At 62.0% G+C, this 12,811-nt stretch carries 8 protein-coding genes; 6 read left to right on the top strand and 2 right to left on the bottom strand.

Annotation, left to right across the window (positions count from 1 at the left end):
* Window positions 1–289 precede the first annotated feature (289 nt).
* Window positions 290–2,044, top strand: coding sequence for a fibronectin type III domain-containing protein (locus BLT26_RS02235; protein ID WP_091507552.1), 1,755 nt, complete (start codon window positions 290–292; stop codon window positions 2,042–2,044).
* A 165-nt stretch (window positions 2,045–2,209) separates the two neighbouring features.
* Here BLT26_RS02235 and gloA2 read toward each other — a convergent pair whose 3' ends face one another.
* Window positions 2,210–2,596, bottom strand: a complete 387-nt coding sequence (gene gloA2 / locus BLT26_RS02230) for an SMU1112c/YaeR family gloxylase I-like metalloprotein (protein WP_091507550.1) — start codon at window positions 2,594–2,596, stop codon at window positions 2,210–2,212.
* Window positions 2,597–2,853: 257 nt separating this feature from the next.
* On the opposite strand from gloA2, the gene BLT26_RS16580 reads away from it, so the two are divergent.
* A complete protein-coding gene (locus BLT26_RS16580) occupies window positions 2,854–3,522 on the top strand; it encodes a TVP38/TMEM64 family protein (RefSeq protein WP_245720551.1) in 669 nt (222 codons plus the stop codon).
* A gap of 28 nt (window positions 3,523–3,550) precedes the next feature.
* Window positions 3,551–5,023, top strand: a complete 1,473-nt coding sequence (locus tag BLT26_RS02225) for a dihydrolipoyl dehydrogenase family protein (protein WP_245720550.1) — start codon at window positions 3,551–3,553, stop codon at window positions 5,021–5,023.
* A 276-nt stretch (window positions 5,024–5,299) separates the two neighbouring features.
* On the opposite strand, the gene mltF is transcribed toward BLT26_RS02225, so the two are convergent.
* A complete protein-coding gene (gene mltF, locus BLT26_RS02220) occupies window positions 5,300–6,778 on the bottom strand; it encodes a membrane-bound lytic murein transglycosylase MltF (RefSeq protein WP_091507547.1) in 1,479 nt (492 codons plus the stop codon).
* A gap of 453 nt (window positions 6,779–7,231) precedes the next feature.
* On the opposite strand from mltF, the gene purL reads away from it, so the two are divergent.
* From purL to BLT26_RS02200, 3 genes are all read left to right on the top strand, one after another.
* Window positions 7,232–11,095, top strand: a complete 3,864-nt coding sequence (gene purL / locus BLT26_RS02215; RefSeq protein WP_091507543.1) for a phosphoribosylformylglycinamidine synthase — start codon at window positions 7,232–7,234, stop codon at window positions 11,093–11,095.
* A 715-nt stretch (window positions 11,096–11,810) separates the two neighbouring features.
* A complete protein-coding gene (locus tag BLT26_RS02205) occupies window positions 11,811–12,134 on the top strand; it encodes a TfoX/Sxy family protein (protein WP_091507536.1) in 324 nt (107 codons plus the stop codon).
* Window positions 12,135–12,355: 221 nt separating this feature from the next.
* On the top strand, window positions 12,356–12,808 hold the full coding sequence (locus BLT26_RS02200; RefSeq protein WP_091507532.1) for an archease: 453 nt from the start codon (window positions 12,356–12,358) through the stop codon (window positions 12,806–12,808).
* The last annotated feature ends 3 nt before the right edge of the window (window positions 12,809–12,811 follow it).

Here is a 12,811-nt window from a genome sequence, read left to right as displayed (position 1 = left end):
TGGCCTGTGTCACGGCACGTCCACAGGCCGCCATCCCTCCTCCCCGGCTAACAGACACTGATCGATCGGCACGAGATTTCGGCCAACCATCCAGCTTCCTTTCCGACACTATTTCGAGAGGATATTTTATGCATATATCATAAATATGTGGCACTATTTACTACAAATATCTTTTTGATGGAATTATTGACCCGATGTGATGTCGCCAGGAGGTGCTCATCAATTCGGCCAAACTCCAGTGGCGCCGGTCGGCGGGTTCTCACAATGATGTACCAGTTATGGGGGAAATATGCGCTTTCTACTTGTGATGTTGCTATCTGTAGTGCTGTCTGCCTGCGGCGGAGGGGGCGGTGATTCCGGCGAGTCCAATGTCAACCCGCCTGTGACAGGGGGTGATTCTGGTGACGGCGGCGATGGTGGCGATGGTGGCGATGGTGGCGAAGCCGAGCAGCCTCCAATTGCACCGCAAAACCTGACTCCACAAGTGCTGGAAAATGGCGAGGTCAAACTCACCTGGACTGATAATTCAGACAGCGAACAGGGTTTTATCGTGCAGAGACGCCTCAGCATCGATGGCGTTTACGAGGATTACCTGACACTGGGTGCTAATACCACCTCGACTACGGACACCAATGTAGAGCGAGGGGGCAGTTACTGGTACCGGGTGTTTGCATTCAATGCGGCGGGGGATTCGGGCTATAGCAACGAAGGCGGGGTGAGAGTACCCTCGCTGAAGTCTGCCGACGAGTGGGCGAATTACTATGTTGTGGACGGTTACCGCGTGCGGTCGGCCGATTTGCTGGCGACAGCAGATGGCGGCTACGTGGTTGGCGGTAATTTCGATGGCAACACAGTAGTCATCAAAATGGACAGCTTTGGCGATAAAGTCTGGGCCCGGGTTCTCGATGGCGGCTTGGATGTCCAGCAAATAGCGGCTCTCGCGGAGCTCCCTGACGGGGATATTGTCATCGCCGGCACCTTCGATGCGGATTCACTAAATCAGCAGCCTTTCTTTGGGCGTCTCTCCGGAGTTGATGGCTCAGTCGAAGTGCAGAAGCGAGTCGGGGGTGTGTCCGAGACACGGCTGAATGCGCTTGTACTCGCAAAAGATCGGGACGGCTCGGTTAATGGCGTGCTCATGGTCGGAGTCGGCGAGCGGGAATATCAGGACAAGATGCTATTGCTGAAGTTAGATGTCGACGGCAATGTTCTCTGGCACAGCCCGGTCAGTTCGGCGAACTCGTTGACTGCTACCAATGTCGCCCAGGCCGCAGATGGATCGATCTATGTGGTCGGCGCGGCCAAGATGGCCGATGCCCATTACGCGCCTCATGTCTTTAAATTTGATGCGAGTGGGGGAGAGTTGTGGCAGCGTCGCTATCCAGTGACAGAAGCTGGCTCGTACGTGATCACCAGTGTCGATCTTGCCCCAGTAGATACTGACGGCAACGGGGTGATCGATGGGGATGATGGCATTGTGGTGGCTGCGGAAGTGGACTTTACAACGGATACCACTATCGACTATCAACCGCTGCTCTTGTCCCTGGATGGCTTCGGAAATGTTCAGTCGGCCTACCGTTACCAGAGTGACTCATTTCTCGGTGATTTTAGCGACCTGGCGGTCGATAGCTCTGGTGGGATCTGGTTGCTGGGTTATGAAAGTAATGCGGGTACCTGGATTGCCAGAGTCGGGATTGCCGGGGAGATATTCGAGCAGTTTAACCTGCGTGCCGCCCCTGGCCTGGCTGCGGGAAAACATATGGATTTGACCCAGGACGACCAAGTCATTGTAGCCACGCACACTGACATTGATGGCGTCGATGGTTTGGTTATTTATCGCTTCTCCGCTGACCGGCAATTCAACTTTAAGACCAGTCAACTGAAGGTTTCCGAGGCACAGGCAGTTTCTGAAGCGGTAATTGTATCCCCCGTCGAGGGTGCAGCGGGTGTCAGCCAGCAAACGCTCACTTCATATGATGCCGCTCTCGAGGACCGAGTCCCGGAAGTGACAATTGCGACTATGTTGCACGAATCTTCACCGTGACTCCCAGGAGACGTCGCGGTAAAAGCCGCGTCCTCCCTTAGCGATGTCAGCAACGCGTTGAGGAAAGCCTATGGTTGTAAGGCCGACGTTTTCTGGAAAAGATAGCCGCCGTAAGGCGGCTATCTTATATCTAAAGTAACCGGGCAGGGGGCGGGGAAGGTTTTTTCAGCCTTGCTCATAAAGTTCGAGTGGCAACCCGTCCGGGTCACTGAAAAAAGTAAAGCGCTTGCCCGTGTATTCATCCACCCGCACCGGCTCTACCTCGATACCGCAATCCTGCAGGTGCCGGATCACCGGCTCCAGGGCTGCGACCCGGAAGGCCAGGTGGCGGAGCCCCTGTGCCTCGGGATAGCTGGGGCGGGGTGGGGCTGTGGGAAAGGAAAACAGTTCCACCTGGCCACCGTCGGGAAGGGCGAGGTCGAGCTTCCAGGAATTGCGCCCTGCACGAAAATTCTCGGCGATTACTTCCAGGCCCAGGATACCGACATAGAATTGCCTTGATTTCCCGTAATCCGAGCAAATGATCGCCGCGTGGTGAATTCCCTCCAGCATGACTGTTGGCCTCGCATGTAATCCCGGGAGTGGGCCGGGCCAGCCTTTATCCGGCCCGGCTGTAATTTTCCCGACAGTTTACCGACTGATTGCCACCGCCATCCAGAGCCGCAGGAGACGCACCGGCCGGGGTTGCGGTAGGATGGTCTCCGGCCGCTGATCCTTTATCCTTTAAGGAGAGCGTGCCGGCGTAGCCTGATGAGATCCTCGAACTTACCGCACAACAGGGACCCTGTACGGTGACAAAGAAAATAACCGTGATATCAGTACTGGTGGCACTGGCAGTCGCTTTCTTTGCGTTTGACCTGAACCAGTACCTGACGCTGGAGAACCTCAAGCAGGGACACGCGCGATTCACCGAGTGGCAACAAGAGTCCCCCGTGACGGTGGCGCTGGCGTTCGCCCTCATCTATATCGTGGTCACGGGCCTGTCACTGCCGGGCGCGGCCATTATGACGCTGGCCGGGGGGGCGTTGTTCGGGTTGTTGTGGGGGACGGTGATTGTTTCCTTTGCATCGACCATCGGTGCCACCGTGGCTTTCCTGGTGGCGCGCTTCCTGCTGCACGACTGGGTGCAGGATCATTTCAGCAAGCGCCTTGAGGCGATAAACCGTGGCGTGGAGAGAGAGGGCGGCTTCTACCTGTTTGCCATGCGCCTGATGCCGGTCTTCCCCTTCTTCATTATCAATATCCTTATGGCACTGACCCGCATTCGTACCCGGACCTTCTACTGGGTCAGCCAGGTGGGAATGTTCCCCTTCACCGTCGTGTACGTGAATGCGGGCACCCAGCTGGCGCAGGTGGACAGCCCCGCTGACATCCTGTCGCCGGGGCTGGTGCTATCGTTCGTGCTGATGGGGCTCTTCCCGCTGCTGGCAAAGAAGATCCTGCAGGGCATCAAGCGCCTGCGGGCCGGGGCGGGCTGAACGCTGAGAATTGGGCAGGGGCGCAAATGTGAGCAAGCCAAAGAAGTTCGACCGCAACCTGATCGTGATCGGGGCCGGTTCCGCCGGACTGGTGAGTGCCTACATTGCCGCGGCAGTGAAGGCCAGTGTGACGCTGGTTGAATCCGGCCCCATGGGTGGTGACTGCCTGAATACCGGCTGCGTGCCCAGCAAGGCGCTGATCAAGTGCGCCCGTGTGGCGAGGCAGGCCCGCGAGGCGGAGCGCTTCGGCGTCAGGCTGCCCGAGCCGGAAATCGACTTTCCCGCGGTGATGCGCCATGTGCGTGTGTCCATCGAGGCCATCGAGCCCCATGACAGCGTCGAGCGCTACACCGGTCTTGGCGTGGATGTGGTGCAGGGCCGGGCGCAGCTGGTCGATCCCTGGACGGTCAGGATCCAGCTCAATGGTGGCGGTGAGCAAGTACTCACGGCGCGCGCGATTATCCTTGCCACCGGGGCTGAACCGGTGGTGCCCCCGCTCCCGGGTATTGATGAGGTCCGCTATGTCACCAGCGAGACGCTGTGGGAGCGGTTCGCGGGGCTCGAGCGGGTGCCGGAGAAATTCGTCGTGCTCGGCGGCGGCGCGATCGGCTGCGAACTGGCCCAGGCGTTCGGGCGCCTGGGTTCCAATGTCACCCTGGTGGAGATGGCACCGCGACTGTTGCCGGCGGAGGACGCGGAAGTCTCCGATGCAGTGGAGGAAGCCCTGGCCGCCGAGGGCATTACGGTGCTGACTGGCTGCAAGGCCACCGCCTTTGCGCCCGGCGAGCGTGACGGTGGCCGCGTGACGGTATCCGATAGCAGCGGTGAGACAGAACTGGAATTCGACCAGCTGCTGCTGGCGCTGGGCCGTCGCCCGCGGGTGACCGGCTTCGGACTGGAAGAGCTGGGGCTGCTGGATGATGGCCGGTTGCACACAGACGATTTCCTGCGTACGGAGTTCAGTCATATCCTCGCCGCTGGAGACCTGGTGGGACCTTACCAGTTTACCCATATGGCCTCCCACCAGGCCTGGTATGCGGCGGTCAACGGCCTGTTCGGGGACCTGAAGAAATTCAGTGTCGACTATTCCCTGGTGCCGCGGGCAGTGTTCGTCGACCCCGAAGTGGCTGGCGTGGGGCTCACCGAGCACCGGGCCAGTGCCGAGGGCATTCCCTATACGGTGACCCGGTACGACCTGGAGGACCTGGATCGCGCCATTGTCGAGGGGGCGGCCCGGGGCTTCGTGAAGGTACTCACGGTACCGGGCAAGGACAGGATCCTCGGGGCAACGATCGTGGGCGAGAATGCCGGGGAGCTCATCGCTGAGTTCGTCGTGGCGATGAAACACGGCCTGGGTCTCAACAAGCTGCTGGGCACCATCCATATCTATCCCACCATGATGGAGGCCAACCGCTCGGTGGCCGGGGGCTGGAAGCGAGCCCATGCGCCACAGGGCGTGCTGCGCTGGCTGGAACGCTTTCACCGCTGGCGGCGGGGGTGAGTGGTGCAAACGACAGCTCCGGAAAGCGATCTCTTCGCGACGAGCCCCGTGGCGGCGTTGAAAAAGCTTGAATTAGCGCTGCTAGTCCAGCGCTTTTTCGCCTTGCCCCGGGACCCGTCGCTGTAAGCTTTGCTTCCCGGCGCTGCCGCTTGCACCACTGGGCACGACGGATCGATCTCTTTCTCTGAGGGTTGCTGGCGCGGGGAATTGGGTGTGGGGTGAGGCGGGGCGGGCAATGCCCGCCGCCTCGGTGCTGCTTCGGTCAGGGGAGGGGATTCAGAAAGCGGGTATGGCGCCGCTCTCGAGCGGGGCGCTGTCCGCCAGCGCCTCTTCGCTTGCCGCGTCATTGGCGGCATCGGCCAGGCGCTGCTCCTCGATGCGGCTGTTCCAGGTCAGCAGTGCCTGGTAGTGGCGGATATTCTGTACGTAAGTCACGGGCTCCCAGCCGCGGGCATAGCCATGCCTGGTGCCCTTGTAATACTGGCGCTTGGCCAGCAGCGGCAGGTGGTCGCGGACATCGGTCCAGCGGTCCGGGTTGCCGCCCATCTTCTCGGTCAGCACCCGCGCGTCCTCCAGGTGGCCGTAGCCCACGTTGTAGGCGGCCAGGGCCATCCAGGTGCGGTCCGGCTCGCGGATGCGCTCGGGAATCTTGTTGCGGAGCTCCACGATGTAGCGGGCGCCGCCCTCGATACTCTCGATGGGGTCCATGCGGTTGACGCCCAGTTCCCGCGCGGTTCCGCGGGTCAGCATCATCAGGCCGCGCACACCGGTGCGCGAGCGCGCCTTCGGGTTCCAGTGCGACTCCTGGTAGCTCAGGGCAGCCAGCAGGTGCCAGTCCAGGTCGTATTCGGTGGCGACTTTTTCCATGGTCTCCCGCCACTGCGGCAGGCGCTCGCGGGTGCTCCTGGCAAAGGCCTGGGCCCCGCCCACATTCATCTCGCTGACGTGCCCGAAGAATTTCTCGCGCAGCTCGGCCACCATGCCGTTGGTGTTGGCGCGCAGCATGAAATTCCGTGCAGCGCGGTAGAGGCTGTCGTCCTTGCCGCGGGGGAATGCCCAGGCGACAGGCTGGAACTGGGTGAGGTTAAAACCGATATGGGTGTTGGGATAGAGCCCGCGATGAACGGCATAGGCGTTGGAGTCGACCACGGCATAAGGGTATTTACCCTGGTCGACCATTTCCACCAGTTCCATGGCATCCACGTCGGAGATCTCCTCCCACTGCAGGTCAGGGTGGCGGGCAGACAGCTTGCGCAGTTCCTCGGCGTGGGCACTACCGGCGATGACCGCCACCTTCTTGCCTTCCAGGTCGCCGACGGAGCGCGGCCGGTCCTCGCCGAGGCGGTAGATCACCTGCTGGCGGATCTCAAAGTAGGACGGGGTGAAGCGCACCTGCTCGCGGCGCAGCGGGGTCACCGTGAGCCCGGCGGCAGCCAGGTGGGCCCCCTCATCGGGGGTCTCGAGGCGCGTGAAGATCTCGTCCAGGTCATGAACGTCGCGGATTTCCAGTTCCACGCCCAGGTCATCGGCGAAAGCCCGCAACAGTCCGTATTCGAAACCGGTGTGGGTGCCGGCGGCATCCTCGTAGTAGGTGGTGGGACCATTCTGGGACAGTACCACCAGCCGGCCGGATGCCTTGACCTGCTCCAGGGTGTCGGGGGCCTTGCTGGCCACAATCAGCGAGGCACAGCAGGCCAGCGCCAGGCCTTTGGCCAGGCGGCGGCTGTATCGCAACATGCGGCTTTTCATGATCATAAAAAGTCCCCTCTAGTCCCTTAGTTCTTATCGCTTTCATCAGTGCGCTTTCGCGCCAGCGGCCGCCGGTGGAGCTCTTCCTGAGCATGGCCAGTCCGGCAAAAGGTCCGCGATTCTAACCCATCTGGCGACAAATTGCTCGCTGGCGGGTTTTTGCTTTGTGATCTGCCTACTTGTATCGGCTTGATAAGTCTAGTAGAGCGCACTGGTTCCCATAAAGTTCCGGAGCCATGTCACGAAAAAAACGGCGCCAATACCCTTTCCGGGGCGGGCGGCCGCCACACTCCGCTGCCGGAGATCGCACTGGGGAGCGGATATACGTGGTTGGACAGTGTTGGACTCGCTGCGGTTCGGGTACAATTGCGGCCTTCCTTACCCCGGCTCCATCGCCGGGCTGAAGCGCGACTTCTGGCGCGCCCGATCTCACATTCAGACAAGAGGCAAACTCCCGCGATGCAAGTTCTGCGTGGTGCTCCCGCACTGTCGAAATTCCGCCATCAAAAGTTACTCAAGCAGCTGCGCGCCATGCAGCCCGCCATCGAGGATGTCTACGCCGAGTTCGTGCACTTCGCCGACACCGACAAGCTGGGCAAGAAAGAGCGGGAGCTGCTGGAGCGCCTGCTGCAGTACGGCCCCACGGAAGAGGAGCACCAGCCCGAGGGAGAGCTGATGCTGGTGGTGCCGCGTCCCGGCACCATTTCACCCTGGTCCTCGAAGGCCACCGATATTGCCCACAACGCCGGCCTGGAGCAGGTGCACCGCCTGGAGCGCGGGGTTGCCTACTACATTACCGGGGTCGACTTAACCGGCCCTGAACGGGAAGCGGTGGCGGCCCAGCTGCACGACCGCATGGTGGAGAGCGTGCTGGCCGACTTCGACCAGGCTGAACAGCTGTTCCAGGTCGAGGAGCCGCGCAGGCTCACCACTGTGGACCTGCTCGATGGTGGCCGGCCCGCTCTGGAAGAGGCCAACGTGAGCCTGGGCCTGGCCCTGGCCGACGACGAGATCGACTACCTGCTGAAGAGCTTCGAGGAGCTGGAGCGCAACCCCACCGATGTGGAGCTGATGATGTTCGCCCAGGCGAACTCGGAGCACTGCCGGCACAAGATCTTCAACGCCAGCTGGACCATCGATGGCGAGGACCAGGACCTGTCGCTGTTCTCCATGATCCGCAACACCTACCAGAAGGGCGGTGACAATGTGCTGTCGGCCTACGCCGATAACGCCGCCGTGGTGACCGGCCATGAGGCCGGGCGCTTCTATCCCGACCCGGAGACAAAGGAGTACGGCTTCAGCCAGGAGCCGATCCACATGCTGATGAAGGTGGAGACCCACAACCACCCGACCGCCATCGCCCCCTTCCCCGGCGCCGGTACCGGTGCCGGCGGTGAGATCCGCGACGAGGGTGCCGTGGGCCGCGGCTCCAAACCCAAGGTGGGCCTGACCGGCTTTACCGTCTCCAACCTGCAGATCCCGCAATACCTGCAGCCCTGGGAGGTGAATTACGGCAAGCCGGAGCGGATCGTGACCGCGCTGGACATCATGATCGAGGGGCCCATCGGCGGCGCCGCGTTCAACAATGAGTTCGGCCGCCCGAATATCTGCGGCTATTTCCGCACCTTCGAAGAGGATTTCGACGGCGAGCGCCGGGGCTACCACAAGCCCATCATGATCGCGGGCGGCTACGGCAATATCCGTGAGGAACATATCGAGAAACCGGAATTCCAGCCCGGCGCCAGGCTGGTGGTGCTCGGCGGCCCGGCCATGCTGATCGGCCTGGGCGGGGGCGCGGCCTCCAGCATGGCCAGCGGTACCAGTTCCGAGGACCTGGATTTCGCCTCGGTGCAGCGCCAGAATCCGGAAATCGAGCGCCGCTGCCAGGAAGTGATCGACCAGTGCTGGCAGCTGGGCAACAAGAACCCCATCGCCTTCATCCACGACGTCGGCGCCGGCGGCCTGTCCAACGCCTTCCCGGAGCTGGTGAAGGACGGTGGCACCGGCGGCCGCTTCGAGCTGCGCGAGGTCCCCTGTGACGAGCCGGGCATGAGCCCGCTGGAGATCTGGTGCAACGAGTCCCAGGAGCGCTATGTGCTGGCGGTGATGCCCGACGACCTGGCGCGCTTCGAGCAGATCTGTGCCCGCGAGCGCTGTCCCTACGCGGTGGTGGGCGAGGCTACTGAAGACAAGCACCTGCTGCTCAACGACAAGAAATTCGACGCCAAGCCGGTGGACCTGCCCATGTCGGTGTTGTTCGGCAAGCCGCCGAAGATGCACCGCGAGGCCGACAAGCGCGAGGTGGAAACCACCGAGTTCAAGACCGACGGCATCGACCTGGATGAGGCCGTGGACCGTGTCCTGCGCCTGCCCACGGTAGCCAGCAAGAGCTTCCTGATCACCATCGGCGACCGCACCGTGACCGGTATGGTTTCCCGGGACCAGATGGTGGGCCCGTGGCAGGTACCGGTGGCGGATTGCGCCGTGACCACCGTGGCCTACGACAGCTACGCCGGCGAGGCCATGGCCATGGGCGAGCGCACCCCGGTGGCGCTCCTGGATGCCCCGGCGTCCGGCCGGCTGGCAGTGGCCGAGGCCATCACCAATATCGCCGCGACCCGTATCGACAAGCTGTCCGATATCAAGCTGTCCGCCAACTGGATGTGCGCCGCCGGCCACCCGGGCGAGGAGGAGAAACTCTTCCGCACCGTGGAGGCGGTGGGCATGGAACTGTGCCCGGAATTGGGCATCACCATCCCGGTAGGCAAGGACTCCATGTCCATGCGTACGGCGTGGAATGACGGCGGCCTCGACAAGGCGGTGACGGCACCCCTGTCACTGGTTATCTCGGCCTTCGCGCCGGTAACGGACGTGCGCAAGACGGTAACCCCGCAGCTGCAACCGGGCGAGGACAGCGAATTGATACTGGTCGACCTGGGCGCGGGCAAGAACCGCCTGGGTGGATCCTGCCTGGCGCAGGTATACAGCCAGCTGGGTAGCGAGCCCGCGGACCTTGACGACGCCCGCCGCCTGAAGGGCTTCTTCGAGGTGATGCAACACGCGCTGGAGGAGGACATTCTCCTGGCCTACCACGACCGCTCCGACGGCGGCCTGTTCACAACGCTGGCAGAGATGTGCTTCGCCGGCCGCCTGGGCGTGGACGTGGACCTGTATGAACTGGGCGAGGATGTAATCGCGGCGCTGTTCAGCGAGGAGCTGGGGGCGGTGCTGCAGGTACACGCCAACGACGCAGAGATGCTGGTACAGCGCTTCGGCAGCGTGGGCGTGCCGGCCCACCAGATCGGTTACCTCAATCGCGACGACACCCTGCGTTTCACCCGCGGCGGCCGGGAGTTCTTCCGCCGCTCCCGCGTCGAGCTGCAGCAGGCCTGGGCGGAGACCAGCTACCGGATCCAGGCGCTGCGCGACAATGCCGAGTGCGCCGAGCAGGAGTTCGCCGCCATCGCCAAGGACGATCCGGGCCTGTCGGTAAACCTGACCTTCGATGTCAACGAGGACATCAGCGCACCCTATATCAAGAAGGGCACGCGCCCGCGGGTGGCTATCCTGCGTGAGCAGGGCGTCAACAGCCAGGTTGAGATGGCGCACTCGTTCCATCGCGCCGGTTTCAATGCGGTGGACGTACACATGAGTGACATCCTCGCCGGCCGCGTGACCCTGGATGACTTCAAGGGCCTGGTGGGCTGCGGCGGTTTCTCCTATGGCGACGTGCTGGGTGCCGGCGAGGGCTGGGCCAAGACCATCCTGTTCAATGACCGTGCCCGTGACCAGTTCGAGGCTTTCTTCAATCGCAAGGACACCTTCGGCCTGGGCGTGTGCAATGGCTGCCAGATGTTCTCGGTGATCAAGGAACTGATTCCCGGCGCCGGCCACTGGCCGCGTTTCGTGCGCAACCTGTCGGAACAGTATGAGGCGCGCTTCGCACTCGTGGGAATCGAGGATTCCCCGTCGGTGCTGTTCAAGGACATGGCCGGCTCCTACATGCCGGTGGCCGTGGCCCACGGCGAGGGCCGGGTGGAATTTGCGAACCAGGAGGCACTGGAGGCCTGCGAGGAGTCCGGCACCATCGCCATGCGCTACCTGAACAACCACCGCCAGATAACCCAGACCTACCCGGCCAACCCGAACGGCTCGGTGAACGGTATCACCTCGCTGTGTTCCGAGGATGGCCGTGTCACCATCATGATGCCGCATCCGGAGCGTGTCGCCCGCGCCGTCAGCAACAGCTGGTGCCCGGATGACTGGGAGGAGGATTCCGGCTGGATGCGCCTGTTCCGCAATGCGCGCGTGTTTGTCGACTGAGGCAAAGCCTGTCCGCACAAGGGAAGCCCGCTCACCGAGCGGGCTTTTTTATGGGCCGGTTTCCTGTCCCGCGCTCGGGACAATATAAGCATTTCCCCGCCATCGTGGGACGAATCGCGGTGGGAGCGGCGGCCACAATAATAAACGCCTCGACAATTCCTGCCGCAACTAGCAGTGTTGCAATCACCGCAGTTAAATATGAAAAAATATTGCGCTGCTACGGAGCAGGGGAATCTTATGGGATTTCCCGGAATGGGCCTTTTAGTACAGGATTCCGGGCCATCCGGCGAGTCCTATATTTCCTGCTACACTTAAAAGTGTACTCACAATAACTTTTTACCGATGGTGCAGCCTTCACAACCAGTTGTGGAATTCTTCAGCCTGCAAGCGCTTGAACGCAATGGGCACCTGCAGCTTCGGCACAGTTTTACTGGCAATTGCCACAGGCAGGCGCGAATTTCCCTCGGGCCGCAAAGCCCTGGTAAGAGCCCCCTGGCAGCCGGCCCTGCAGCCTGGCTGCGCAGAAGAACATTCCCCGGCCACTTGCGCCGGCAATCATATCCAGCCCTATATCGACGTCTCCCCGAAAGTGACTGGTACAACCGCCCGCGATGGCATGGCTGAGCGCGCCATGCGAGACGGCGTTACACAGTGGTCCCTGTTGGCGGAGACGGGTGACGCAAACCATTGCAAGAACCATTGAGAGGAGGTTGCTATGGCTTATAACGAGGAACTGGCAGGTAAGGTCCGGGAGTTGCTCCAGGAATCAGACGGGCTGACCGAGAAGCAGCTGTTCGGCGGGCTCGCCTTCATGCTGAACGGCAACATGGCCTGCGGCGTCGTCGGTGAGGAACTGATGGTGCGGGTCGGGCCGGACAATTACCAGGAAGCACTCCACGAGCGCTACACGCGGCCCATGGACTACACCGGCCGCCCGTTGAAGGGCATGGTGTATGTGGAGGAGGATGCAATTGCCGCAGACCTGGATGACTGGGTGAGCCGTGGTGCAGAGTTTGCCGGCTCATTGCCGCCCAAGTAGTACCCGGGTTCAAAAAAATTACCGGGTTGGCTGTCCCCCCATCCCCAATACGGCCTCGCTGTTTATAAATGCCGCCGCGCCGGTCATTTTCCCCGGCGCCCACGCCGCCCGCTGATAGCGGGCGTGCGGATTGTCTCGCTGAATTTCCCTGCCCGGGTTTTCTGCCGCCTCTCTCCCACGCTCCGCTATTCGATGCCCCGGTGCCGGGGTGTACCTTGGCTATGCTTACCGAAACCGCAGCGAGGAGCCGCGCCTTGCAGGCCCACTGGGAGCATTTCAATCACGAGGCGGACATGGGGGTGCGCGGCGTGGGAGAGACCCTCGCGGGCGCTTTCGAGCAGGCCGCCCTGGCGATGACCGCCATCATCGTCGAGCCGGCGCAGGTGCGCCCTGAAGAGCAGGTTGATATTCATTGCGAGTGCCCCGACCGTGAGCTGCTGCTGGCAGACTGGCTCAACGCGCTGGTCTACGAGATGGCCTGTCGCAATATGCTGTTCTCGCGCTTTGAGGTGGAAATTGACGACGGTCACCTGCATGCCCGCGCCTGGGGCGAGCCGGTGAACCGGCAAAGACACCAGCCCGTGGTGGAAGTGAAAGGGGCCACCTACACGGCGCTGCGGGTCAACCAACAGGAAGATGGCAGCTGGCTGGCCCAGTGTGTCGTCGATGTGTGAGGA

Source organism: Microbulbifer yueqingensis (assembly GCF_900100355.1).
GTDB lineage: Bacteria > Pseudomonadota > Gammaproteobacteria > Pseudomonadales > Cellvibrionaceae > Microbulbifer > Microbulbifer yueqingensis.
Note: the sequence above shows the minus strand (reverse complement) of the source record. Positions and strands in the feature narration are given on the sequence as shown.

Excerpts from the sequence above, each read along its gene's own strand:
- BLT26_RS02200 (WP_091507532.1), top strand. The coding sequence starts at position 12,356 with ATGCTTACCGAAACCGCAGCGAGGAGCCGCGCCTTGCAGGCCCACTGG.
- gloA2 (WP_091507550.1), bottom strand. The coding sequence starts at position 2,596 with ATGCTGGAGGGAATTCACCACGCGGCGATCATTTGCTCGGATTACGGG.
- BLT26_RS02235 (WP_091507552.1), top strand. The coding sequence starts at position 290 with ATGCGCTTTCTACTTGTGATGTTGCTATCTGTAGTGCTGTCTGCCTGC.
- BLT26_RS02205 (WP_091507536.1), top strand. The coding sequence starts at position 11,811 with ATGGCTTATAACGAGGAACTGGCAGGTAAGGTCCGGGAGTTGCTCCAG.
- mltF (WP_091507547.1), bottom strand. The coding sequence starts at position 6,778 with ATGATCATGAAAAGCCGCATGTTGCGATACAGCCGCCGCCTGGCCAAA.
- purL (WP_091507543.1), top strand. The coding sequence starts at position 7,232 with ATGCAAGTTCTGCGTGGTGCTCCCGCACTGTCGAAATTCCGCCATCAA.